The sequence below is a fragment of the Aquabacterium olei genome, from assembly GCF_003100395.1.
GTDB classification, from domain to species: Bacteria; Pseudomonadota; Gammaproteobacteria; order Burkholderiales; family Burkholderiaceae_C; genus Aquabacterium; species Aquabacterium olei.
Genome location: NZ_CP029210.1, coordinates 1,842,405 through 1,868,270, shown reverse-complemented (window position 1 = coordinate 1,868,270; position 25,866 = coordinate 1,842,405). Strand labels below are relative to the sequence as shown.

The 25,866-nt window shown below is 61.3% G+C and carries 18 protein-coding genes and 1 pseudogene; 1 reads left to right on the top strand and 18 read right to left on the bottom strand.

Going from position 1 to position 25,866, the window contains the following annotated elements:
* Positions 1 to 53: 53 nt before the first annotated feature.
* From DEH84_RS08555 to DEH84_RS08530, 7 genes and pseudogenes are all read right to left on the bottom strand, one after another.
* A complete protein-coding gene (locus DEH84_RS08555) occupies positions 54 to 1,904 on the bottom strand; it encodes an ATP-binding protein (RefSeq protein WP_159098914.1) in 1,851 nt (616 codons plus the stop codon).
* 26 nt (positions 1,905 to 1,930) lie between these two features.
* Positions 1,931 to 2,599: an alpha/beta hydrolase gene (locus DEH84_RS08550; protein ID WP_159098913.1), complete on the bottom strand. Its 669-nt coding sequence runs from the start codon at positions 2,597 to 2,599 to the stop codon at positions 1,931 to 1,933.
* Positions 2,600 to 2,798: 199 nt separating this feature from the next.
* A complete protein-coding gene (locus DEH84_RS08545; RefSeq protein WP_245932726.1) occupies positions 2,799 to 5,465 on the bottom strand; it encodes an autotransporter outer membrane beta-barrel domain-containing protein in 2,667 nt (888 codons plus the stop codon).
* Positions 5,466 to 5,630: 165 nt separating this feature from the next.
* Positions 5,631 to 5,714 (bottom strand): annotated as a pseudogene (locus DEH84_RS19750) (ESPR-type extended signal peptide-containing protein); the annotation flags it as partial.
* A 27-nt stretch (positions 5,715 to 5,741) separates the two neighbouring features.
* Entirely contained in the window at positions 5,742 to 6,767 is a 1,026-nt protein-coding gene (locus tag DEH84_RS08540) for a phenylacetate--CoA ligase family protein (protein ID WP_245932761.1), read from the bottom strand.
* 321 nt (positions 6,768 to 7,088) lie between these two features.
* Complete coding sequence (locus DEH84_RS08535) at positions 7,089 to 7,715, bottom strand: class I SAM-dependent methyltransferase (RefSeq protein ID WP_159098911.1); 627 nt, start codon at positions 7,713 to 7,715, stop codon at positions 7,089 to 7,091.
* A gap of 424 nt (positions 7,716 to 8,139) precedes the next feature.
* Positions 8,140 to 9,942 (bottom strand): TolC family outer membrane protein, encoded by a 1,803-nt coding sequence (locus DEH84_RS08530; RefSeq protein ID WP_109036475.1) that lies wholly within the window; start codon positions 9,940 to 9,942, stop codon positions 8,140 to 8,142.
* 374 nt (positions 9,943 to 10,316) lie between these two features.
* On the opposite strand from DEH84_RS08530, the gene DEH84_RS08525 reads away from it, so the two are divergent.
* Positions 10,317 to 12,767 carry a catalase gene (locus DEH84_RS08525; RefSeq protein ID WP_109036474.1) on the top strand — a complete coding sequence of 817 codons (2,451 nt, stop codon included), beginning with the start codon at positions 10,317 to 10,319 and terminating at the stop codon, positions 12,765 to 12,767.
* 310 nt (positions 12,768 to 13,077) lie between these two features.
* Here the strand turns inward: DEH84_RS08525 and DEH84_RS08520 are convergent, their stop codons facing one another.
* From DEH84_RS08520 to DEH84_RS08470, 11 genes are all read right to left on the bottom strand, one after another.
* Positions 13,078 to 13,560, bottom strand: coding sequence for a GreA/GreB family elongation factor (locus tag DEH84_RS08520; RefSeq protein WP_109036473.1), 483 nt, complete (start codon positions 13,558 to 13,560; stop codon positions 13,078 to 13,080).
* Positions 13,561 to 13,843: 283 nt separating this feature from the next.
* Complete coding sequence (locus tag DEH84_RS08515) at positions 13,844 to 16,975, bottom strand: efflux RND transporter permease subunit (RefSeq protein ID WP_109036472.1); 3,132 nt, start codon at positions 16,973 to 16,975, stop codon at positions 13,844 to 13,846.
* Positions 16,976 to 16,990: 15 nt separating this feature from the next.
* Positions 16,991 to 18,595, bottom strand: coding sequence for an efflux RND transporter periplasmic adaptor subunit (locus DEH84_RS08510; protein WP_109036471.1), 1,605 nt, complete (start codon positions 18,593 to 18,595; stop codon positions 16,991 to 16,993).
* Positions 18,592 to 19,866, bottom strand: coding sequence for a TolC family protein (locus DEH84_RS08505; protein ID WP_109036470.1), 1,275 nt, complete (start codon positions 19,864 to 19,866; stop codon positions 18,592 to 18,594). The genes DEH84_RS08510 and DEH84_RS08505 overlap by 4 nt, the downstream gene beginning before the upstream one ends.
* Positions 19,866 to 20,111, bottom strand: coding sequence for a DUF2789 domain-containing protein (locus DEH84_RS08500; RefSeq protein WP_109036469.1), 246 nt, complete (start codon positions 20,109 to 20,111; stop codon positions 19,866 to 19,868). The genes DEH84_RS08505 and DEH84_RS08500 overlap by 1 nt, the downstream gene beginning before the upstream one ends.
* A 130-nt stretch (positions 20,112 to 20,241) precedes the next feature.
* Positions 20,242 to 21,528 (bottom strand): MgtC/SapB family protein, encoded by a 1,287-nt coding sequence (locus DEH84_RS08495; RefSeq protein WP_109036468.1) that lies wholly within the window; start codon positions 21,526 to 21,528, stop codon positions 20,242 to 20,244.
* Positions 21,525 to 22,025: an SRPBCC family protein gene (locus tag DEH84_RS08490; RefSeq protein WP_109036467.1), complete on the bottom strand. Its 501-nt coding sequence runs from the start codon at positions 22,023 to 22,025 to the stop codon at positions 21,525 to 21,527. Before DEH84_RS08490 ends, DEH84_RS08495 begins: the two co-directional genes overlap by 4 nt.
* Positions 22,026 to 22,027: 2 nt before the next feature.
* The gene (locus tag DEH84_RS08485; RefSeq protein ID WP_109036466.1) at positions 22,028 to 24,406 is read right to left on the bottom strand and encodes a heavy metal translocating P-type ATPase; all 2,379 of its coding nucleotides are present in this window, start codon (positions 24,404 to 24,406) and stop codon (positions 22,028 to 22,030) included.
* A 123-nt stretch (positions 24,407 to 24,529) separates the two neighbouring features.
* Positions 24,530 to 24,838, bottom strand: coding sequence for a heavy-metal-associated domain-containing protein (locus tag DEH84_RS08480; RefSeq protein ID WP_109038290.1), 309 nt, complete (start codon positions 24,836 to 24,838; stop codon positions 24,530 to 24,532).
* A 92-nt stretch (positions 24,839 to 24,930) separates the two neighbouring features.
* Positions 24,931 to 25,569: a methyltransferase family protein gene (locus DEH84_RS08475; protein WP_109036465.1), complete on the bottom strand. Its 639-nt coding sequence runs from the start codon at positions 25,567 to 25,569 to the stop codon at positions 24,931 to 24,933.
* Entirely contained in the window at positions 25,566 to 25,847 is a 282-nt protein-coding gene (locus DEH84_RS08470) for a DUF2933 domain-containing protein (protein ID WP_109036464.1), read from the bottom strand. Before DEH84_RS08470 ends, DEH84_RS08475 begins: the two co-directional genes overlap by 4 nt.
* Positions 25,848 to 25,866: the final 19 nt, after the last annotated feature.

The following is a 25,866-nucleotide window of genomic DNA, read 5'->3' as shown; positions in this document are numbered from 1 at the left end:
CGCTCCACTCACACGTCCTCGAAGGACGCCGAATCGTTCCAACGAGGACGGGGTTACTGTTGTGACGCGGCGCCTGCACGAGGGGATCGCGCAAGGCATTCAATCAGCAGCGTGGCGAGATCTTCGAATGAGCGTTCCTTGGGGAAGACTTCGCATATCCCGGCCTCCTTCGCTGCCTTGCGAAGCTCTTCGGAAATGAGTCCCGTACTCAGCACGATCGGCAGATCGACACCACGCGTTCGCAAGATGTTGGCTACTTCTACGCCCGAGAAGTCGGGCATGTTTTGATCGGTGACCACGATATCGAAGTGCTGTGTCAGCAGCGCTTGAAGCGCTGACTCCGGATCAGCGAAGGTGGTCGTGACGAAACCTCGAGTGTTCAGGAGTTGCTCCACCATGACACACACCACGGGATCATCGTCAATGTAGGCCACCCGTTCGGAGTGCCCCTTATGAGTCGGGAGGGACGAAGTCGTGGGATCGCTATGGTCGTCGTCGCATGCTGGGATGAAAACGTCAAAACGAGCCCCCTCTCCTTCCGCCGCGGTTACCCGTATCCCGCCCTCTCTCGCTGACGCGATTCCTGACACGACGTAGAGACCCAGGCCGGTCCCCTCACCGCGTGCTTTCGTCGTAAAAAAAGGCTCGAACAGGTGTGCCCGGACGTCGGGGCTCATCCCGGCTCCATCGTCCTCTACCGTCAACATCACATAGGCCCCGGGCTGGAGGACGCCAGTGTCAACGGGCATTTCCTGTTGAACGTCAACATGGCTCACATTGACGTGCAAGTGCCCTTTCCCGTTGGGCATCGCTTGCCACGCGTTGGTGCACAGATTGACGACGATCTGCTGTACCTCAGACGGCAAGATCCGGGCGCACACCTCCTGACCATCAAGCTGGGCATTGAGGCGCACTGTGGTTGGCAATGTGGCTTTGAGCAAGTTCACACTCTCTCGCGTGAGCGCTTTGAGAGGCTGCTTGTCTGTTTCCCCGCGGGATGAGCGACTGTAGGCAAGAATGCGCCCTGTGAGGTCTCGTGCGCGAGAAGCTGCCACCCATATCTCATCGGCATGCAGGCGGGCCGCGTGGTGAGCGTCCAGTTTTTCCCGGAGCATTCCTGCGTGGCCGATCACCGCGGAGAGGACATTGTTGAAGTCATGAGCAATTCCGGCCGCCAGCGTGCCGAGGGATTCCATGCGTCGCCCCTGGCTCAATTGCCGCTCGAGGTCTAGCTTGGTCTCCTCGACCTTTTTGCGCGCCGTGATGTCTTGGACAAAGACGCTCAGGCCCTCGGTACAGGGAAAGATCCGCACGTAGAGCCACCGGTCAGAATCCGAGTTCCAGCATTCGATCTCGCTTGCTTGCCCGTTGGCAAGCGCGCTCAGCAACTGAGTCCGGATGGCTGGCAGCTTGAAGACCCCACAGCGCGTCCAGAGGGACTGTCCCAACAACGCGCTGTCAGGGAAGCCGCTAAGGCGCTCAAACGCCAGATTGCAGTGGAGGATTTCCCAACCATGTCCGACGAGCACAAATGCGTCGGTGACGAAGTCCAGCGTCCTCGCCAGTATGTCCGGAGGCGGTATCGTTACACCCTGAGGCGATGTGTCTTCTTGACAAGCCTCCGCGCAGCGTCGAACGGCTGCAACATCCAACGGCGGCAAGAACGGGTTGTCATCGCGTCGAGCGAGCACCGTGTAAGGTTTGCCGCCAAGGTCGACCTGCTGCACCACTTCGGGCTCTGCAGCGTTGGTCGGATCACCCCGGCTGGCAACGAGCGCTTCACGACTCCACAACTCGGCATACACGCACAGACCTTCTCGCAGCAAGTTATCGAGAAAGTGTTGCAGCGCGAATCGCACCGGGGAGTTGGGCGTCATAGAAGAAGGCAAATCGGAGTCGATCAAGAAACCCGCACAGTTCGGAGCAAATTTCACTCCTTGCGTGACATCGCGTCGCCCCACGGAAGTTCATCGCCCAGCTCGCGTAGGTACGTGGGCCACTTCATGGGCCAGCAGCACTGATGAGCCTCGTCCTTGATCACGAGTCTTCCGCGTACCGGGGCGATTCTTTTCAGGAAGGACTCGGAAATGTTAAGGGGAATGACGGAATCTCGGTATCCCGCGAAATGAATCTGTGGCAATACACGCAGGCGGTCGCCTTGCTCCGCCGGATTCACGCGGTCCTTGAATGCGGGGAACCCATGTGCCTTCGCCCAAGCATCAAGATCTATGTTGCCTGCGACGGTGATCAAAGCGAGCACGTCTTGGCGCGCCGCCGCCAGGTTGGCTGCGATAGCACCCCCTCCCGAGAAGCCCACTAGGATAAGACTCCGAGCTCCGGTGATGCGCTTTATCTCGTCGATGCCCGAGGACAAGACCTCGTGGCTCCCTTTGCTAAACCGATGAGTCGTCCAAGACTCCACCGGACATCCCGTTCGCTCGGCGTCGGCGTATTGGCAGAGCCTGCCTAGCCAGGCAGCTGCACCGAACGGGTGTGCCACTGCCAACCGCGCGGCTACCGGCTCAATGGGCGTCGGGTCTTCTGAGGGCCATTCGCGCGTACGCCACGCATAGCCATCGCCCTCGATGTAAATCGTCAAGAATGATGCTGGCTGTCTGGGGACGAGCGCCGTCAAAGGTGGGGTGGTGGGCAGACTGACCACTTCCAACCCTCCCTTATCAGCGATTGATCCCAATACCTGAGCCCGCACGGCGGGCTCAGGTACCGATGTACATCCGAGCAGGGACGCACCTAGCGCCCCACAGACGGCCACCCAGCTCAGTGAGCGGCTCACGACTTCAGAAGGCCCAGCGCACCCGCGCCGACAAGGTCTGGTTCAAGTACCCAGAAGAGCGTGTCTCCACGTCATAGCGCAAGCTGTACTCCATGCCCCTACGGTCCTCGCGCATCAAAGCCGCGCCTGCACGATAGAGCCAGGGCGATGCCTTGAGGCCTTTGGTCTCGAAAATCGTGCCGCCGCCGACGAACGAGGACAAGGTCGCAACCTGCTTGTTCAAGAAGTCGTAGCCAGCGGAAATGTTCGCCACCACCTTGGTCTTCGCATTGAACGCATGAGACATCTTCAAGTCACCTGAGACCAGGAGCTCTTCGAATTTCGAAGATCCGACCCGAAGGCTTGCGCCCGCTGCGCCGCTCTCGGTATACCCGTCGGTCTTCATGTGCGTGTAGTCAGCTCGTACGGACGGCGTCCAAGAGGTCTGTGTAGACGATGTCCATGTACGACCCACACCTACGCTGCCATGGACGTTGACGCTGTCAAAACTGCTCTTTGCCTGGCTCCCGAGGAAGGCAATTTGACGGACGCCGTTGACCCTGTTGAGGCCCACATCCAGCTGGTAGTTCAGGTCCGTGGTCGGATCGATGTTGTAGCTACCGTATGTGACCAGTTCATAGGTGTCCACGTCCAGGCTGTTGGGTGACTGTGCGGACTTCCCATCGATGTCACTCTTCGCATAGGTGAAAGCCACACCAGCGCGAAGTTTCTCGTTGACTGGCGCATCGGCGCCCACGACCAAGCCACTGGTCCTGGAGTCGAACCCGACGACGTCGCCCTGGTTGCTCTGCCGAGCTGCGCTTCCGAACGCACGTACCCACGCAAAGCGTTCAGCGGCCGCGTCCCCCGAAGACAACCCTTGATTCGATTCGATGCGCGACTGGATGATCTTGTTCATGCTGCGCAGCGCGTTCACACCGGCCTGTGAGGCAGAACCAACCAGCACAGGCACGAGTTGCTGCATGGCACTCGTGGCCTCGGAAGAGCTCATTTGAGTGAGTCTATCCATCACCGGCTGTAGCCCCGAAGGAACAGAGCCGCTTGCAAAAACCTGGTCTAAGGTCGCCGCCACACCTCGGGCCACCCTGTTCTCGCTGGGCAGCGATGACGTGAAGGGGGTGCCGTCCAGCCCCACGAGCAAGTCGAGTTGGTTGGCGAGACGCGTGTTGTCCGCTGTGAACTTGTAGAGCACGCTGTTGTCCGACACAGCCAGGCCCGACGTCGTGACGCTCAGCGTGCCGTCCGCGGTGAGCACGCCTTGAATACGTGCACCCGGTGAGAAGGTTGCACCGTTGCCGACCGCCACGTTCAGTGACGTGCCTTGAGCAAGCGTGGCGTTGCCGGTCACAGCCAGCACACCGTGGGTCGCCACACTGTCCACACCCACTTTCAGGGTGGCAGCGCTGGTCTGAGCATAGTCACCACGAATCGGTGCAGTGACACCGGAGGCGATGGACACCGTCCCCGCGTTGTTGAATGCGGATACGACGGTGATGCCGCTGTCGCTCAGTCCACTGGTGGTGTGGGTCAAGGCCGTGAGATTCACCGTCGCGCCCTCCTCCACATTGAAGCTGTCCACGCTGTACGCGTTGGTCGCTGTGAAGACCGAGCCAGTCTTCACATTGAACGCAGTGGTGGAAGCGTCCACGTCCCCCAAAACCTGGGCAGATGTTCCGACGATGTCGATTCGATCAAGGCTGCTGCCGCTTTGGATGTAGATGGCCTTGTCCGTCCCCTCCAAGATACCCGCATTGACGAGCCCACCAGAGATTGCAGAGTTGTCGACCAAGCTGATGCCAATGCTGTTGCCTCGGATCGTGCCCGTGTTGTTGATGCCGTGGGTGATGACGGAGCCTTCATGTCCATCGATGCCGACTGCGCCTTCAATGAGGCCCTCGTTGATGATGGATCGGATGCTGCTCGGATCGGCGTACGACCCCATCGATATACCAGCCGACGAGCCAGATAGGACACCAGTCGCGCGGTTGGTCAGCGTTCCGGTAATACTTGCTCGGTAGAGCTCCAGTGCTCTGGACCCTGTGATCTGCCCGGCATTCTCCAGATCGCCGATGGAAGCATCACCACTGAGTTCAATCCCGTTGTTCCCTGTGATCACGCCAGTTTGGCTGTTTACGACCGTGGCTACTGAAGCCGAGTTATAGAGAACGATGCCAGCCGCACCATCCAACGTCCCACTGTTATTAATTTGAGTAATCACCGAAGCGTTACCGGCTCGAATGGCACCGTTGTTGCTGCCAGTGATGGTGGCGCCTGAGTCGTTGCGAATCTCACCGATCGTGGTCCCATTACCCTCGACGGCTACACCGGCTGCGAGCGAAGTAATGCTGCCGGCGTTGCGCAGCAACGAGACCGTCGTTCCTTGCTCAAGCCGCACGCCGGCGTAATCACCGCTGATCGAACCTGTGCTCGTGTTGAACACCGTGCCCGCAATCTGCATGTTGCTCAGGGTAATGGCCGGATTGCCAAAACCACTTCCACCGCCAGACCAATACGAGGCAATGGTGCCCGAGTTCGTCAGACCTCCTGACATCGTGCTGCCGGCGAGGTAGATGGGGTCTTGACCTCGCACCGTTCCGCTTACCGTGACGTTTCCGAGCGAGTCACTATTTGAAATGGCGGTTCCACCTGGTACGTCGAGGGTGCCGCTCACGACGACGGATTCGTTCGCGCAAGCTGTCGTCACGGCTGTTGAAGACGTGCCGGAGATCGTTTGGGTGGTCCCCGGTGTGCAAACTGCTGAGGCATGCCCTGCCATCATGGCTGCCGCTACACCGCCCGCGACGCGCGCGATCAACCGCAGGTCGCTCCCGGGCGCCTTGCCTCGGGATGCGCATGCCTCTGAAGCGGGCACGTAGCCCTGGCGGCGGCTGCTCCAAACGAGTTTGTAAACCTTATTCATCGCTGTCTCTCTTCGGTGGTGGTTGGATCAGCTCAAGGGGACTGCCTTGAGCAGGCTGATGACTTCTTCGTACTTGCCATTGCTGCGCCTGGGGATACCTCCTGGCCAGTATGTAAAACGCAATGGGAACGGGCTTTCGAGAGCCGTGCAGATGATCTGGTTCAGCGCTGTTTCCTGCTGAACCGAAAGCGGGGAGCAGACGAGTCGGACTTCGACATCGTCAACCGCGTGCTGTACGACCTGGTATTGCGTGATGGGCGCGACGTCTCTGAAACGGTCGAATCCCACCCTCGGCCAGCGCTTGCTACCGTCGGGGTAGGTGATGAGGTTTCGCACTCTTCCGTGGATTTTCGTGAGCGTCGGCAGATGACGGCCGCACGCACATGGGCCTCCGACTTCTGCGACGTCACCAATGGCGTAGCGAATCAGCGGAGTCGCGTAGTTGTGGAGATCGGTGATCACAACCTCGCCTGTCTCGCCTGGCGCACACGGCGTACCGTCGGGCTTCAGAACTTCAACAATGAGGTTCTCTGCCATGACGTGGTAGCTACCCGATGGACATTCAATCGCGATCACACCCGCTTCCTGCGAGCTGTACGTATCGGCCGTTTCAACACCCCAGTCGTCGCGGACTTGATTGCGCAAGCCGGGGCCGAGCGTTTCCCCCATCGTCCTAACCTGCAACAAGCCGCGAGGCGTCTTGTTCCAAGCTTGATACTGCTGAAGAAGCGCGACCAGAACATTTGGGTACACCAGCAGATAGCCGGGCCGTAGCTCTTCGATGAGAAGAGCCAGCTCTGCAGTCGACAGTGACATCGACGCGGCATAGCCAGCTCCGGTGGTCGCGAGCAAGGATGCGGGACTGCCCCACGTCTTTTGGGCGATGAAGCGAGTGTCCAGGTTGGCGCGAATGACGAACAGAGATCTGGAGAAGTCCCGGTTCCACCATTGGTGCTCTCGCAGCCCATAGGCCATCCAGAATTGCTGGCATCGTTCAGTCCGAGCTACTCGAACGGGCTCGCCTGTTGATCCAGAGGTCTGTGTGACATACACAGCCCCATGGCTCTGCGGCGGTGTCACAAACGCGCGATCCACCTCACGCTGCAAGTCTGCCCGCGTCACCAGCTTTATTCGTTGCGCTTGATCCCAGGAAACTGGGCTATCTGGAGCAATACAGGATTGCTGCAGCCGGTCACGATACCAAGCGGAGTGGGTTGCGTGGTGTGCATGCAGTGAAGCCCACCGGTCCTTCTGCCAGTCGTTGAGTCGCTGAGGATGGCCAGCGAGGCGCTCAATGTCATCCAATAAGGCAAGCACCTTGGGCCCCGGGCCAGCGGGCCGTGTACCAGTGGAGGAAGGCTCGGGCCGTTGCACTCAGTTCTTTCTATGCAAAACAAATAACGGGCATCGGTCAGCGCTCTCGTAACTTGAGTAGATCACCTCCTTGACCGTGAAATACTTCACGAAAGAGCGGGTCAACTCTGCTTCCGTCGGGAACCAGTATCGATCAGGCGAGGCCTCATAAAAGGAGATCGTGTGGCGTTGATCTTGCGTCCAAGCGTGCCGGACGAGCGCTTCGGGGTGTGTGGCTTCTAAGTCCTTCCACCATCTGTATGCATCGCGGGGCGCTACCCCCGCAGACAATGACGGCTGGAGCGCCATGAGCAAGCGCAGCTTGAAAGAGTGAAAGCCGAGCGTTGGCCCGCACAAAAGGCTCTTCAACAACTGGTCTGGCGACTCGGAATCAACTGGTTTGACGAAGAGCCGCATTAAAGCAAGTCCACCAGGGCGGAGCACCCGATGAACCTCGCTCAGAACAGTATCTATTTCCTCCCAGCGCGGCAATACCGTTGTAATACCGTCGCCGATGACTGCATCCACCGCGTGATTGGCCAGGGGCAGTGCGGTCCATTCAGCTTGCGTGACGCGAAAGGTGGTGGGAACGTGATCCGCCGGCCACACGGACCTGATCATTTCAGGGCACCGATCCACGGCGGTCATTCTTGTTCCCTGGGGCCAAGCCGTTCGCGCATATTCAGGGGTTACCCCCATAAGCAACAGAACTGGCAGGGGCGTCTCGCGAAGCACGTGCGATACGACGTGACCCACGTCTTCGCGATGAGGTCTCAGAGGCGAACCAAAGCTGTCCCAGAAGACAGCGTGGCGACTCCAATGTGTCTTGTGGGGCACGTTAGCGTGGTTCATGCTCGTCTATTTAGGTCTAGAGGGAATGTAGAAGCGGCCCCCTACATTGAGTCCTGAAGACTACGTTACATGAAGTGCTTTAGATGAGGGGAGTTCGATCGATTCACGGCCGCTTCTCTCAAAACCAGATCACCGGAGAACCCTACCCACCGTTCTGCCTTGAACGCCTCCCCGAGGTTGTGTGAATTGGAGTGGCTTCAGTATTGGCTGAATCGCCTGTTCATCGGTTGCTTTCCCGCACGATGACCCAGGCGCCGCCCTGCAGGCGCCACGTGAGCGTCTTGGCCGTCAGATCGCTGAAGTCATTGGAACGGTAGCTCTGTTCGAAGCGTGTCACGACCGTGTCGCCTTCCGGTGCCACCTGCACCTGGCTCAGCTTCACCTCGATGGGACCGGACTTGCTCAGCATGCGGCGGCGGTTGGCCGTCCATTGGGCCGGGGTGGTGCGGGCCGGCGCAAACTCGGGCGCATAGAAGCCGAGATAGCGGTTGGCGTCCTTGGCCATCCAGGCAGCAGCCCAGTTCTGCAGGCGCTGCGTCACGGTGGCCACCGCTGCGGCGGTCGGCACGGTGGGGGCGGTCACGGCTGCGGTCGCCACAGCGGGCACGGCCAGCCTGCGCGCGCGGGCGTCGAGTTCTTCGCGCGGGGTGCCGGTCGGCTCCACCGACACCACCGGGCATCGCTGGGCCGCCTCGTCCTCGGCCTGCCAGTCCTTGGCTAGCTCGGGTGCGGCGCCTTCCTGGGTCAGGCCCAGCGTGCCCACCAGCATGTGGCGCACCGCCTGCGTTCGGGCATAGGCCAGTTGCAGGTCGTGCTCTGCGTTGGCGTACGCGCGACGGGCGGTGTACAGCTCGTTCTCGGCGTTCAGCAGGTCCAGCAGGCTGCGCTGGCCGATGTCGAACTGCTGGCGATAGGCATCGCGCGCCTTTTCAATGGCCAGCACGTTGCGGTCAAGGGCCACCAGCTGGTCTTTCAGCTTGCGGATGTCGTTGTGCGCGATGGCGCTGGTCTGCCGCACGTCCCGGCAGGCCTTGTCACGCTGGTCGGCTGCCTGGTTGATCAGGTCGGCGTACTGGCGCACCCGGGCGCGGTCGGATCCCCCGTTGTAGAGGTTCCAGTTCATCACCAGTTCGGCGGCGGTGTCGCGCTTCTGGTTCAGCACGCCGTCGAAGTTCTTGCCCACGCCCGAGCGAACCCGCGCCTCGACGCGGGGCTGGAAGCGGCTCTCCTGGCCTTCGGCCTGGGCCTGCACGGCGCGCAGGTTCTCTACTGCGGCGCTGATGGCCGGGTTGCGGGCCAGCGCCTGGTTCACGTGATCGGTGTTGGCGGACTGCAGGCCACGCTCCAGCCCGGCCGGCAGGTTCAGTTGCGTGCCCGGTGCCTCGCCCACGATGCGCAGGAAGCGCGCGCTCACGTCGTGCAGGTTGGCGATCTCGGTCGTCAGGTTGGATTCAGCCAGTGCCAGGCGGGCGTTCGATTGCTCGGCGTCCACACCGCGACCCACACCGGCCTTGAACTTCGACTGCAATTGGTCGGCCGCGTACTTGTGCTGCACGTAGTTGTCTTCTGCCAGCTGCACGAGCTTGCGAAAGCGCAGCACGTCCAGATAGGCGCGCGCGGCTTCCAGGGCCGCGTCTTCGCTGGCAGACAGGAATTCGAAGTAGCGCACCATCCGGGCGTGGCCCAGGCGCTCGACTTCCTTGCGCGTGGCCAGCCCGTCCCACAGCATCTGCGAGGCACTCAGCGCCAGGCCGTGGCGGGTCAGGCTCTGCGAGTCCGGCGTGCGCGAGGTGATGCGGTCCTGGTCGCGGCCCACACTGGCGCCCAGGTCGATCCGGGGGTAGAAGCCACCGCGTGCGACGTCGGCTTCGTTGGCCGCAGCCTGCAATGCATTCAGCCGCGCGGTGACGTCGGGGTTGTTGGCCAGCGCCTTCTGGACCGCTTCGGTCAGCCCGGCGGCGGTCTGGGCGCCTGCTGCTGTGGCGAGGCACGCCATCGTCAGCGCAGGAAGTACATATTTCATGGAGACTGTATCGGGGAAGTGAGGTGAGCCAACACGAAGACTCGCTTGGCCGGGGTGTAACACAGTGTGACACAGCGCTTTTGTAAGGCTGCACGCGACTGGGGGGCGGGCCTACCAAAAGGCATAGGTAGCAAGATGACCGGCCAGTGTGTTACGTGTGGTCGTTCCTAGCCGTCACCGCCATCAATTCACGCAGGTAGCGGCTCGGCCACCGACTAGACCATCTACGGAAGTAATCGCTTTGATCAGCAGGCCGCTATCACCGTGGCGTGCATGCACCCCTTGCAAAGGATGTTTGGCTGTTTCACGCCCGTCACGGGCACATGGATTGCCCCTTGGTGTACTTGTCGCCACTTCATACGTGCAGGACGTTCATGCCCAAGACTCCCCCGACTCCCACGGCAGCAAAGAAGGCTGCCAGGTCTTCTCCCGATGCGAAGAAGTCTGTTGCGGCCAAGGCGGCCGCCCGGAACACCGATAGCGGTCCGTCGTATGCGCCGCCTGCTGCTGGCGACGACTCGGCAACCCAGCGCATGCAACATGTGCAGGATACGGCGGCTGCTATGGCCTACAACCCGACGAAGGCCGGCGAGCATGGTGCTGTTACGGGCATGGCACCCGCCGCCGGCCAGCATGTCACGCCGCCCTCGCGGCTGGTCACCGGCAGCACGTTGTCAGAGGTAAACACCGACCAGAAGGTGGGCACGCAGGCACCCGAGGGAGTCAACGCAACCATCGCGCCGCTCGACCGCGTGCGGGTAGATTCCTCCGGCCAAGTGCTCACCACGAATCAAGGCGTGCGTGTTGCAGATAACCAGAATTCGCTCAAGGCCGGCACGCGCGGCCCGGTCCTGCTGGAGGACTTCATCCTCCGCGAGAAGATCACCCACTTTGACCATGAACGTATCCCGGAGCGCATCGTGCACGCTCGCGGTTCAGCGGCGCACGGTTACTTCGAGGCGTACGAGGACCTCAGCGCGCTGACGATGGCCGCGCCCTTTAAGGCCGCCGGAAAGCGCACACCCGTGTTCGTGCGCTTCTCCACCGTGCAGGGAGAGCGCGGCAGTAAGGACACTGCGCGCGACGTACGCGGCTTTGCCGTCAAGTTCTACACCGACGAGGGCAACTGGGATCTGGTGGGCAACAACATGCCGGTGTTCTTCATCCAAGATGCGATGAAGTTTCCCGACCTCGTTCACGCCGTCAAGCCCGAGCCGCACCACCAGATGCCTCAGGCCGCCAGCGCCCACGACACCTTCTGGGACTTCGTGTCGCTGATGCCCGAGTCCACCCACATGCTGATGTGGGTGATGAGCGACCGGGCCATTCCCCGCAGCTATGCCACCATGCAGGGCTTCGGCGTTCACACCTTCCGGTTGGTCAATGCCGCGGGAGAGTCGGTGCTGGTCAAGTTCCATTGGACGCCCAAGGCCGGCACGCATTCGCTGACTTGGGACGAGGCCGTGAAGATTTCCGGTGCCGACCCGGACTACCACCGCCGCGACCTGTGGGAGCGCATCGAGAGCGGCGCCTACCCGGAGTACGAGCTTGGAATCCAGGTGTTCACCGAGGACGAAGCAGCCAAATTCAGCTTCGACATCCTCGATGCGACCAAGATCGTGCCCGAGGAGCTGGTGCCCATCCGCCCCATCGGCCGCATGGTGCTCAACCGCAACCCGGACAACTTCTTCGCCGAGACCGAGCAAGTGGCGTTTTGCACCGCCCACATCATCCCGGGGCTGGACTTCACCAACGATCCCTTGCTGGCCGGCCGCATTCACTCTTACGTGGACACGCAGATCACGCGGCTGGGCGGCCCCAACTTTCACGAGATTCCTATCAACGCGCCCATCGCGCCGGTGCACAACAACCAGCGCGACGGCTTCCACCGCCAGGCCATTCACCGTGGCCGAGTCTCCTACGAGCCCAACTCGCTGGCGGGCGGCTGCCCTTTCCAGGCCGGCGCGGCTGGGCAGGGCTTCGTGTCAGTCGCGGCGCGGCTGCGTAGCCGGGAGGACTCAGCCAAGGTGCGCGCCAAGCCGGAGCTGTTCGCCGAGCATTACAACCAGGCCCGGCTGTTCTATGAGAGCCAGTCCCCGGTAGAGAAGAGCCACATCGCCGCAGCCTTTCGCTTCGAGTTGAGCAAGGTCACAGTGCCGGCGATCCGCGAGCGCACGCTGGCCATGTTGCGTAACGCCTCGGAAGAACTAGCCAACCGGGTTGCAGTCGGGCTCAACATGCCGCTCCCCGAGCCTATGCCCACAATGCTGGAGCGCGCGCCCAAGCCGGAAGTCACGGTGTCAGCTGGGCTGTCGCTGTTCGCGCGACCGGGCGACGGCTCCATCGCTGGCCGCAAGATCATGCTCATGGCTGCTGATGGTGTGATGGGCGAGTCGCTCCTTGCGGTACATGCGGCGTTGTTCGAGCACGGTGCGGTGCCGCGGGTCGCCGCGCCACGCATCGGGCCGGTGCAGACAGCCGACGGCGTGGAGTTGCAGGCTGACGTTTCGTTGGAGAATGAACCGGGCTTCCTGTTCGATGCCTTGGTCCTGCCGGACGGCGAGGCCGGGGTGAAGAACCTTTTGCTCGACGGTCATGCGGCTGAACACGTCCGCGACCAGTACCGCCATTGCAAAGCCATCCTCGCCCTGGGCAGCGGGCTTAAATTACTGCAAGCGGCTGGCATTCCCGCAAATGCAGTCAGCGAGGAGCCGGACCCGGGCATCGTGCTAGTCGGCGATGCGGAGAGCGGTGCTGAAGCCTTCATTCACGCCGTCGCTCAGCACCGACACTTCCAGCGGGAAACCGATCCACCGATGGTGTGAGAAGGTCGTGTTCAAGTCGGGCTCGTAGTGTCGACATCGATTGAGGCCTGTTGATGGCGTCGAGCGGTTAGACAGCGAGGGGTCAGCTACTGTTCGCGTGGCAAGGCGGAACGATTGACCCCTCCAATCACAAACATCCCCACTCACCAGACGGCAGGTCTGCAGCGGTTGCTGCCGGTGATGTCGGCCCCCCTCAGTTCACGGTCTGGGCTACACAGCGGTCATTCATGCGCTAGTGACATCTCGGACCCAGTGGCCGGTTTCAAAGTACTGCTGACCTCGGCCAATTCGGCGTGAACTTGCTTGCGGATTAATGAACCCGCAGCACCTCAAACTGCTGTCGGATTGAAGCGACCTGTATCGGCACCTCATCACCCTCGCATTTACCCAGCAAGGCCCTGCCCAAAGGGGCTTCGCTGCTGATGACCTGAACGAGTTGAGCGCCGCTGACCAACTTCATGCTGCCCCCACCCGGGCCGAGAAAGAGCTGTTGCTGCTTGTCGTCGGAATCGACCAGGCAGACCAGCGCGCCGAGCTGTATACCTTTGCTGGCGTCGTAGGGGCGCGGGCGGAATTGGCGCCAATGGGCCATCGCCTGGCGGATGGCTTCGGCGCACCGAGCTTGGCCGGTGGCCAGGTAGGCGGCTTCGAGTCCCAATGTGTCGTATTTGTTTTCGGCGATGTTTTCTTCGTGAGTCGCCGTTTCATGGGCCGCCCGCACTGCCTGTTCGGCTTGCAGCAGGTCTTCGGCGAGCCTCTCCAGCACCTGCTGCTGCAGGAAGAATTTATCCATGATGAAAGGTCGGCATCTCGAACAAGCGGGGGCAGGTCTTGATTATGAAGGGCTCCACCAGCCTTCGACGCTTCTGTTGGCGGCAGGTTAACTTCAGCCATGGGCACTGTCCTGTCGCCCATTTCGGTGCATCGAACGGAAGGAACTGGCCGGAACGAGACGACCTTCTTTGACGCAAATCGACGGAGGAGTCAACATAGGCAGCAGCCTCCCCTTTGCCGGCCTCCAGTTTGAATTGCAAGAGACGCAGGATCTGCATGCATCTGCCTCCGAGCGGACCGCACTATTCCAGCGAGCGATTGAGTCGCCACTGCTTGACCATGCCATAGAGTGCTGGAATCACAGCCAGAGTCAGCACGGTCGAGGAGATCATCCCGCCCACCATCGGAGCCGCAATGCGACTCATGACCTCAGAGCCCGTGCCCGTCCCCCACAAGATCGGCAACAAGCCGGCCATGATGGCAACCACCGTCATCATCTTGGGCCGCACCCGCTCCACAGCGCCCTCCATGATGGCGTTGTATAGATCAGCCGCCCCAGGCTCCACGCCTTCGGCGCGACGTTTGGTCTTGAGCTGCTCCCACGCATGATCTAGGTAGATCAGCATCACGACACCGGTCTCCGCAGCCACGCCAGCCAGCGCGATGAAGCCCACCGCGACGGCCACGGACAGGTGATAGCCCAGCAACCACATGAGCCACACTCCCCCCACCAAGGCAAATGGGACCGACAACATGACAATCAACGTCTCGGTCAGACGCTTGAAGTTGAGGTAAAGCAGCAGGAAGATGATCAGAAGCGTTACGGGGACAACGATCTTCATCTTCTCCACCGCACGCTCCATGGACTCGAACTGGCCGCTCCAGGTCGCGTAATAGCCGGGAGGAAATTTGACCTGTTCGTTCACGGCCTTGCGGGCATCGGCCACATAGCTGCCGATGTCACGTTCGCGGATGTCCACGAAGATGTAGGCAGACAGCAATGCGTTTTCGGTGCGGATGCCCGGCGCCCCCTTGGCGACTTCCACTCTGGCCACCTGTCCTAACGGCACCATCGCCCCATCCATGGTTGGCACCAATACCTCTCGGGCGATTTGCTGCGGGTCGGAGCGCAGTTCGCGCGGGTATCGCACCGTGACGCCGAAGCGTTCACGCCCCTCCACTGTGGTGGTCACCATGTCGCCACCCAAGGCTGTGCCGATAACCTCCTGCAAGTCTCCCACTGCCAGTCCGTAACGCGCCAATTGGCCGCGATCAGGTTCAATGTTGAGGTAGAACCCACCCGTGATCCGCTCCGCAAACGCGGAGGTCGTTCCGGGGACCTGCTTGACCACCGTCTCAATCTCGCGTGCCAAGCGCTCCATCTCGTTCAGGTCTTTGCCAAACACTTTGATGCCAATGGGCGTACGGATGCCGGTGGAAAGCATGTCAATGCGTGCCTTGATCGGCATGGTCCATGCGTTGGACACACCAGGGAACTGCAGCGCCTTGTCCATCTCGGCAATCAATTTGTCAATCGTCATGCCTGAGCGCCACTCGGCCTCTGGCTTGAGATTGATCACCGTCTCGAACATCTCGGTGGGCGCTGGATCGGTGGCGGTGTTGGCTCGTCCCGCCTTGCCATAGACCGACGCGACCTCCGGGAAACTCTTGATTATCTTGTCCTGTGTCTGCAATAACTCGGCCGCCTTGGTGATCGACATGCCCGGCAGCGATGCAGGCATGTAAAGCAGCGTGCCTTCATTAAGCGTCGGCATGAACTCCGACCCCAGTTGGCTGGCGGGGTAGATCGAGATACCCAGAACCAGAGCCGCAGCTGCAACGGTCAGCTTCTTCCAGCGCATCACACCGGCAATGATGGGGCGATACACCCAGATGAGGAAACGGTTCACCGGGTTCCTCGCCTCCGGCAGGATCCGCCCCCGAATGAAGAGCATCATCAACACCGGCACCAGTGTCACCGACAACAGGGCGCCCCCCGCCATGGCGAACGTCTTTGTGTAAGCCAAAGGCGAGAAGAGCCGCCCCTCCTGGGACTCCAGCGTGAACACTGGCAGAAAGGACACGGTGATGATCAGCAGGGAGAAAAACAGGGCTGGACCGACCTCTTTGCACGCAGCGATCATCGCGTCCACTCGCTGTGCATTGTCATGCTCGGCAGGTAAGCGCTCCAGGTGTTTGTGAGCGTTCTCGATCATGACAATGGCGGCATCGACCATGGCCCCGATGGCGATGGCGATACCCCCCAGGCTCATCAGGTTGGAGTTCATGCCAAGCAGGCGCATGGCGATGAAAGCAATCAGCACCCCGACCGGGAGCATCAAAATCGCGACCAGGGCCGAGCGAACGTGCATAAGAAACACGATGCAAACCACCGCGACGATCAGGCTTTCTTCCAACAGCGTGACTTTGAGGCTGTCAATGGCGCGGTGAATCAGGTCTGACCGGTCGTACACCGCCTCAATGCTGACCCCCTCGGGAAGCCCAGCGGACACCTCGGTGATCTTCTCTTTCAGGTTGTGAATCACCTCCAGCGCGTTCTGACCATAGCGCGACATGGCAATGCCCGAGACCACTTCCCCTTCGCCGTTGAACTCCGTCACGCCACGTCGCTCGTCAGGAGCAAGTTCGACACGGGCGATGTCGCGGATCAGGACCGGTGTACCCCTCTCTGCCTTGACGACCAGATTTTCAATGTCGGCCACGCCGCGAAGGTAGCCCTTGCCGCGCACCATGTACTCGGTTTCCGCCATCTCCACGACGCGTCCCCCGACGTCGCGATTCGATTCGCGCACCACCTGCGACACCTTGGCCAGCGGAATGTCATAGGCTCGCAGCTTCACCGGGTCAACGGTGATCTGGTAGGTTTGAACGAAGCCCCCAATCGAGGCCACCTCGGCCACGCCGTGCGCCTTGGTAAGTTGGTAGCGGAGGTACCAGTCCTGCAGTGTGCGCAGTTCAGCCAAGGTCTTGTCTTTGGCAAGCAGCACATACTGGTAAACCCAGCCAACGCCGGTCGCATCCGGACCGATCTGAGGTGTGACCCCCTTGGGCATGCGCCCAGCAGCAAAGTTAAGGTACTCCAGCACGCGTGAGCGTGCCCAGTAGATGTCGGTGCCATCTTCAAAGATGACGTAGACGAACGATGCACCGAAGAAGGAGAAGCCCCGCACCACCTTCGACTTGGGCACCGACAGCATGGCTGTGGTCAACGGGTAAGTCACCTGGTCCTCGACCACCTGAGGGGCCTGGCCTGGATATTCGGTGTAGACAATGACTTGTACGTCTGACAGGTCGGGCAAGGCGTCCAGAGGCGTCCTGAGCACGGCGAAGACGCCCCCGACGATGACGAACAGGGTGGCCAACAGCACCAGGAAGCTGTTTCTCCCCGACCAGTCAATGATCTTCGCAAGCATGGTGTCTCCCGAAAATCAGTTGTGGCCGGCGTGCGCACGGGCCGGTGCTTGATTCATGGGTTTGATCGCCGTGATCACCCACTCACCTTGCCCACGCTCCACAAACTCAAACGAAACGACAACTCCCGGCTTGAGGCCGGTCAACAGCGCGCTGTTGGCGGCCTGGAACTCCATGGACATGGCCGGCCATTTGAGACTGGGCACTGGGCCATGGGCGATGGACAACGTTGAGGCCTGAACATCTACTTCCTCGACCTTGCCTTCAGCTTGATGGCCAACAGTCGCCGCAGGCTTGGCAGCGGCGGCCCCACTTTGCGCTGGCTGCGTGCCGTGCCCCTCGTGCCCAAACCCCCCGATGGCAGCCTTGAGGTTGCTCTCGGCATCAATCAGGAAGTTGGCGGCGACCACCACCATTTCACCGTCCCGCACACCGTCCATGATCTCGATGTGATCCTCGCCGCGTGCACCGACCTTGACCTCACGAGGCTCGAAACGCCCCTCCTTTAGCTGCACCAGGACGATTTGACGCGTCCCACTGTCGATCAGCGCGGACGTCGGCACCGTGAGCACGGCCCCTTTGGCGGCAGCGGATAGCTCAACCTGGGCAAACATGCCCGGTTTGAGCAAGCCCCCCGGATTGTCCAGCTCGACGCGCACCGGCACCGTACGCGTTTCAGCCTTGAGCGTCGGATAGACATAAGTGATGGCGCCCGCGAACACCTTGCCAGGGTAGGCATTGACACGTACCGTGGCCCGCATGCCCGTCTGGACCAGCCCACTGTCCTGCTCGAAAACATCGGCGATCACCCACACTGAGTCCAAATTGGTGATTTGATAGAGCATCTCACCAGGCATGAAGCGCATGCCTTGCACGGCCTTCTTTTCCGTGACGATGCCTGCAACCGGGGAACGGAAGGTCAACGTGCGACGAGCCGATCCAGATTGAGTCAACGCCCTGATCTGCTCGTCAGAGATGTCCCAGTTACGCATGCGCGTCAGGCTGGAATCGGCCAATTGCCGCATGCCACGCTGCGCCTCATCACTGGCGCCTTTCAATGCGTCAACGCCCTGAGCGGCAATCGCGTACTCTCGTTGCGCCGAGATCAGTTCGGGGCTGTAAACCTCGAACAGCGCCTGGCCCTTGCTGACCGCCTGTCCCGTCACATTGACATGCAGACGCTCGACATAGCCCTCAAACTTGGGTGCGACGGTATACGTCTGCCGCTCGTCGGGCTCAATGCGTGCAGCGGCGCGCACCACTTTGTCCAAGGTCCTCAGGCTGGCCGCTTCAACGCGCACGCCAAGCTTTTGCACCTTGTCCGTGCTGATTCTGATTTGCGTGGGATTGGCCGCGTCCTGTTCCTGCTCACCGGCGTAGACGGGGATGTAATCCATGCCCATCGGATCCTTCTTGGGCGTGGGCGACGTATCCGGCAGCCCCATCGGATTGCGGTAATAAAGGATCTTGCGCTCCTTCTCTCCGCCCTTTGAAGACGCCGCAGTTAACGCAACGTGTGAGCCAGGTTCACTGGACTGCCGCTTGCCGTACCAAAAGCCCCCGCCTGCAGCGAGCCCTGCGACCACCATGATGATCGCACCTGACTTCAGTCGTCCCGTCATAGATCGTCTCCAACGATGCGCTCAATGTCAGCCAGGCGCATCTGCGCGCTCACACCCGCCTTGACCTGGTTGAGTTTGGCTTGGCGGATTTGTTTTTGTGCATCCAGCAAAGTGGCGAAGTCAACCTTGCCCGCCTCATAACCCGCCAATGCCGAGCGATACGTCAGCTCGGCCTGGGGCAGCATGCTTTCGGTGGTCAACTTCAACGAGCTGCGGGCGGCCTCCAACCCCGCGACGCCTTCGTACAGGTCGGCCAGGACTTGATTGGTGACCCCCTCTTGGCGAGACTGGGCGGACGCGAGCATGGCTTCCGATTCACGCTCCTGGGCTCGTCGCGCGTGTTGCTGCAAAGGAATGTTGATCTCGACCATCAACTCCCACTCGCGGACCGCGCTGCCATACTGGATGGGTGAGACGCCCACCGAGAAATCTGGATAGCGGTTTTTGTAGGTCAGCTCCCGATTCTTTTCGGCGGTGCGAATCTGCGATATCTCTGTTTTGAGCAAGGGACTGCTGGACCGTGCACGCGGCTCCAATGCGGCAAAGCTGACGCTTTCGGGCGTGGGCAGTGGTCGAAGCTGAACGGGCGTTGCCAAAGGCTCGTTCGAAGGTCGACCCACCAGCGCATTCAACCTTGCACGGAGCTGTCGGCGCTCAGTCTCGATGGTGATCAATTCGTTGCGCATCGCCGTCTGCTCTAACTGCGCCCGGATCACATCCTGCTGTGCCGTGAGGCCGCCAGCGTAGCGAACCTGGGCCACTTGTTCGAGGCGAATCATCAGGTCCAGGATCTCCCTGGCCAAGAGTTCGCTCTGATCCAGGTAATAGAGCTGCGCATAGGTGGTCTTGATCTTGGCGGCCAGCTCGCTCCAAGACCCTGCAGCGCGCCCTCTTGCGGCATCCGCCTGCGACTCGGCGACTTCACGTTTGAGATCGCGTTTGCCGGCCCACGGCAAATCCTGCATCAGCAGATAACGGGTACTGCCCACACGTCCAGGTAAGAGCGTCGGACTTTGCTCGCCCATGCGCGTGATATCGCGCCATTCGGTGCGGAACTTCGGATCTGGCAGTGCGCTGGCAGACACGACCCGCTCTGTCGCAGCAGCGGCATCAAACCGCATGCTGGCGAACTCCGGGTTGTTGTCTTTGGCGGACTTCAACAGCCCCTCAAGACTGGCCCCCAGTGGAGCCTCTTGTCCGTAGCTGACTGAGCCGAGAGCCAGGGACAGGCAAGCCACACCAAGGGACAGGGCCTGGCGCATGGTGACCATTACCTGCCGCCCACACCACGCAATGCGGCATTCAGCTGATCAACGATTTCCGCCCAATCAGCGTCTTTGAGTATTTCATCGCGCAACAAGGTCGCCTGGGACGCTGTCCAAAAAGACGCATCTTCCAGTCTGATGGATGCGTCAAGTGGGCTGTGGCTCGACAAAAAGCCTTTGATGCTCTCGACGTCAGACGGCAGTCCCAACTGTTGGAAAAGCTCCGTAAAGCGGTGATACGTTGAGTTCATTGCACATGTCCTTTCAGTTCAATGCATCTGAAAAATCGGTACGTCTAAAGCCATTCTCATCACACGAGCCTGATAGCAAGATGAGGCGTAGATTACGTTTCCGTCATCTTTCTTGCCCACCCCATCGCGCTCAAGCTCGCCCCAAGGCCAGCGTCAACCACAGTGATATGCCGCCACCAATGAGCGCGATCAGGTAGCTGCCCACCACAGTCTTGCCGACCTGGCTTCCTCCTGTTGTCCACGCTATACCTGACTTGGTCAGCATATTGGCCAACGTGGCGAGACCCAGTGCAACAGCGGCAGTCCCCGTTGCCACATCACCGGCACCGTGCAACCGGGCCAGCGAAATCAAAATCGCATCCACATCTGCCAGACCCGATACGGTCGACAGCACATAGATGCCGTAGTTTCCCAACCATTGCTTCGCTGCCGGGACCATGACTGCCATGACGGCAAGGAATCCCGCAAAGCCAAGCGCTGTTCCGAGATCAAAGGGGGCCATCGCCTCCACGGTATGTTCATTTTTGGCGTCACCTGCCATCCGGTGCCAACGCCACAGCGCCATGCTCAGCAGAAGGAGTCCTGATACGACCAGCGCGCTCCCAAAGGTGGTCAGAAGCACCGGTTCGATGACACCAATCAGCACCGCCATGCGGAAAAACATGACGCCACATGCCGCCATCATTCCTGAAGCGGCGGCACTGACCATCGCTGGTTGCTGACGGGTGTAGCGTGCCAGCGCCAAGGTGGCTGCCGTGGATGACGCCAAGCCACCCAATAAGCCGGTCCACAAGATACCTCTTTGGGCCCCTGTAAAACGCATGGCGAAGTGGCCCGCCAGAGACAGCCCGGCGATCAGGATGACCGCCCACCACAGCTGGTAAGGGTTCAGCGCGCCATACGGCCCCAGCCCCGCATTGGGCAGGTAGGGCAGGACGACCACGGACAGCACCAGCAATTGCAGTGAAGCCGTCAGCTCGCGGTGCTCAATCAACCTCAGCCAGCCATGAAGCGTGGGTTTGAGGTCCAGCAGCACGGCCACGATTACCGACGCCGCAAGCGCCAGGGTGATGTCGCCGTGTGCCGCAAAGGCACCGAGCACCAGCGTGAGCAGCATCGCTACGGCCGTGGTGGCACTGAGGTTGCCCGACAGTGTGGCAGCTCGGGTGTAGGACACCGTCAGCAGCAGGGACAACCCGAGCAGCGCACCCAGCAATGGCCAGGGGCCGAAGTCCGGCTGCAGATGACCGAGCACGCCGCCAAGCAAACCCGTCAGCGCGAAGGTGCGCAGGCCCGCGACCCGGCCGCCCTCCGGAAGTTCGCGATCGTGCCACCCCCGCTCCAGCCCGATCACCAGGCCAACGGCGAGTGCGGCGATCAGGCCCGGTGCATTCGGAGGCAGTCCAGTTCCGTTCATGGCCGCTCCCCGCCGAAGGCCTGCGCAGCCTCCCGCACCATCTGCCTCACGCACCAGTCGGCATAGACGCGGCCTAACGGCACCCGAAGCCAGCGCGGCACGCCACGCGCCGGCAGGTCGTAGTCGATCCACACTTTCAGGTCAACCTTGTTTGCGACCGGGGTCAGGTCGAAGCCCATGCGGTAGCGCCCGATCACGAGCAGTTTCGGATCCCCGAGTGTCTCCCAGACCTTACGGCGCGGGGGCACACGCTCGATCACCGCTTCCTCCAGCGTCAGGTTCACGCCGAGCACGCGGCCGGCCATGCGGATGACGGAGCCAACGGCCTGGCCCTGGCGCGTGTCCGTCTCGGTGCGCATCAAGGCGCCTGCCATCATGGCCGAGCGCCGGCCCATGTGCGCCCCGATGTGGGCCGGATCGTCCAACAGCGCAAACACCACCTCCACCGGCGCGGCGAGCGTGGCCGTCGCCTCCCGGTGAAAGCGGTAGTCGCTCATGGTCAAGGGCCGCGTCGCAGGCGCAGGGCATTGCCGATGACCGAAGCCGAACTGAAGCTCATCGCCAGCGCTGCGATCAGCGGCGACAGCAGCCAGCCTGTCAGCGGGTACAGCACACCGGCCGCAATCGGAATGCCCAAGGCGTTGTAGAGGAAGGCAAACATCAGGTTTTGCTTCATGTTGCCTACGGTGTCCTCCGACAGGGAGCGGGCGACCGCGATGCCGCGCAGATCCCCCTTGACCAGCGTGACCTGGGCGCTGTTCATCGCCACGTCCGTACCAGTGCCCATGGCAATCCCAACGTCGGCTTTGGCCAGCGCCGGTGCATCGTTGATGCCATCACCGGCCATCGCCACGACTCGGCCTTCCTTCTGTAAACGAGCCACCAGCTCTAGCTTGTCTGCCGGCTTGACCTCGCCATGCACCTCGTCAATGCCCAGCCGTGCGCCGACCGAGCGCGCCGTGGTCAGACCATCCCCGGTCGCCATCACGATGCGCAGTCCGGCCGCCTTCAGCGTGGCGAGCGCCTCAGGTGTGCTCGCCTTGACCGGATCGGAGACTGCCAGCAAGCCCGCCAGCTGACCGTCGACCGCCAGGTGCATCACGCTCGCGCCCTCCGAGCGCAGCGCCTCCGCCTGCGGAACCAGAGCCTGAACGGACACACCGAGCTGGTCCATCAACGCCGTGTTGCCCAGTGCCAGTTCGCGGGCACCTACGTGGCCCCGCACACCGATCCCCGAGCCCGACTCGAAGTTCTCCGGCTTGTCCAGGGACAGGCTGCGCTCGCGTGCCGCGCGCACGATGGCGTCGGCCAGCGGATGCTCGCTGCCTTGGTCCAGGCTGGCCGCCAGGCGCAGCACCTCGGCCTCGTCGAACCCCGGTGCGGCCACCGCGCGGTCGAACGCCGGGCGCCCCTCGGTCAGTGTGCCGGTCTTGTCGATGATCAGCGTGTCGATCTTGCGCAGGTTCTCGATCGCAGCGGCGTCGCGGAACAGCACGCCATGCGTGGCACCGCGGCCGGTGGCGACCATGATGGACATTGGCGTGGCCAACCCCAGCGCGCAGGGGCAGGCGATGATCAAAACCGCCACAGCGTTGATCAGGGCATAGACCCAGCTCGGCTGTGGACCGAAAAAGCCCCAGACAAAGAACGTCAGCAGTGCGATCGCAACCACGGCGACCACAAAGTAGCCGGCGACCAGGTCGGCCATGCGCTGCATCGGCGCCTTGGAACGCTGCGCCTGTGCCACCATCTGCACGATCTGCGACAGCATGGTGGCCGAGCCGACTTTCTCTGATCGCATCACCAGCGCGCCATTCGTGTTCAGCGTCGCGCCGATGACACTGTCGCCCACTCGCTTGGTCACCGGCACCGGCTCGCCAGTTAGCATGGACTCGTCCACTGCGCTGCTGCCCTCTGTCACCGTGCCATCCACCGGCACCTTCTCGCCGGGACGGATGCGCAGCAGGTCCCCCACATGCACATGGGTCAGCGGCACATCCTCCTCAGTGCCGTCGGGACGGATGCGACGCGCCGTTTTGGGCGCCAGACCTAACAGCGACTTGATCGCAGCCGAGGTCTGCGAGCGGGCCTTCAGTTCCAGCACCTGCCCCAGCAAGGTCAGTGAGATGATGACGGCGGCCGCTTCGAAGTAGACCGCGACCCGGCCCATGGAGACGAAGGAGTCCGGAAAGACCTGTGGCGCCACGGTGGCGACCACGCTGTAGACAAAGGCCGCGCCGGTACCCAGGCCGATCAGGGTCCACATGTTGGGGCTGCGGTTAACAACCGACTGCCAGCCCCGCGAGAAGAAAGGCCAGCCCGCCCACAACACAATCGGCAGCGATAACACCAACTCAATCCAGCTCTGCACTGCCATATTGAACCAGTTGAGCCGATGGCCGGCCATCGCCAGGATGGTAACCACCACCGTGAGCGGCAGCGTCCACCAGAATCGGCGGCGAAAGTCGCTCAGCTCGGGGTTCTCGTCCTCCTCCAGCTCAGGGATCAGTGGCTCCAGTGTCATACCGCACTTGGGACAGCTGCCGGGATGGTCCTGTCTGATCTCGGGGTGCATCGGGCAGGTGTAGATCGCTCCGGGCGCGGCGGGCGTCGACGGTGCAGGCGGAGTGGATGCTGGCGCAGCATCGGGCTCCGGCACATAGCGCAGTGGATTGGTTGCGAACTTGCTCTGGCAGCCTGCGCTGCAGAAATAGTAGGGTCGTCCATCGTGGACGAGCCGGTGAGCAGACTGCTCGGTGACCGCCATTCCGCAGACAGGATCCTTCAGTGACGGCGCGACCTCCGCCCCTTCAGGCGGATGATCATCACCGCCAGCCACTGCATGTTGGTGGTGATGGTGCTGGGCGTGTTCGTCCATGGTCTCGTTTTCCTTGTTCGTTCTTCTGCATTGGCGCCCAAACCGGTGCGCCATGGTCGGCTTGTCGGCCCGTTACCGCTACCGTCACCATCGTCCGCCGGTCAGCCTGTCAAACTGACAAGCTCAGTGTCCGCAGCAGCACCCTCGACCTGTACGAGCGCCACTGCCACAGCTGGTTGCGGCGTCTTCGGGTTCACTGCGCAGCCCGTCCAAGGCCACCGCAACCGACTCCCCTGGGTAACCTGCCGCCGCGAGGGCTTTCAACAGCGCTGGCTGTACCGTGTCAGCCGCATCGACGCTGGCGCGCACCAAGCCGCTTTCAAGCTCCACCTCGGCGCTGTGCACCCCTGCCACGCCCAACGCGGCCCTGCTGACACGCGAGACACACGCGCCGCAGGTCATACCCGTCACCTTCAGTTCGATCTGTTCCATGCTCTGCTCCATTCAGCCAAGATCATCTGGCTGGCGGCTACCAGACAAACGTACGTTTTGCCCCCTTCATGAGGGACACACCCGCCAATCGGTCATTTCAACTTCAGTCGAGGAATGAACCTGGGTGTCTTCTGCGCATAGCGTTCGAACTCATCGCCAAAACTTGCACGCATCTCGGCCTCTTCTGTGATGGCAAGACGCCCATACATGGCCAACAAAATCGGGAACATGATCAGCGTCAGCAAGGTGGGCCACTGCAACAAAAAGCCAAGCAGGATCATCACGAAGGCGACGTACTGTGGGTGCCGAATGCGTGCATAGGGCCCAGATGTGGCCAACCCGTGGCGGCGCTGTGCGTGGTACAGCACATTCCAGGACTTGGATAACAAATAGAAGCCATAGCCCAGAAAAATGTAGCTACCGATGTGAAGGATGCCAAAATGCGGATCCCCCTTCTCGCCCAGGAGCGTGGACCATAAATGGCCGGAGTTGTGGGAGAGAAGGTCAAGACCAGGGAATCGAGTCTGGAGCCATCCTGACAACAGGTAAATCGTCAGAGGGAAACCATACATCTCCACAAACAAGGCAACGATGAACGCGGAAAAGGCACTGAATGAACGCCAATCCCGCGCTGTCGCCGGCTTGAAGAAGCTGAAGGCGAACATGATGAAGATCGCCGAATTGAAGATGACCAGAGACCACAGGCCATATGCAGGCTCAGCATGATTCATGATGGTTCTCCTGGCTTGCGTGACTCCGCGCTGCTCGGTTTGTCCGGCTGGCCCGGGTGCTGATGCTGATGACCATGCCCCCCATGCCCCCCATGCATGAAGACGTGCATCAGGGGACAGGCCAAAAGAAGCAGATATGGCAAAGCGCCCACCACATGGGCCAAATGCTCCGTCAGAAGAAAGTAGGCTGCGACGCCACCAATCACCACGAAACCGATGGCATAGCGTGTCGTCCAAAAGCTCGGGGGCGAATCATTGCCCTGGTGTTGGTGGTTCATTGCGACTCTCCGATCAATT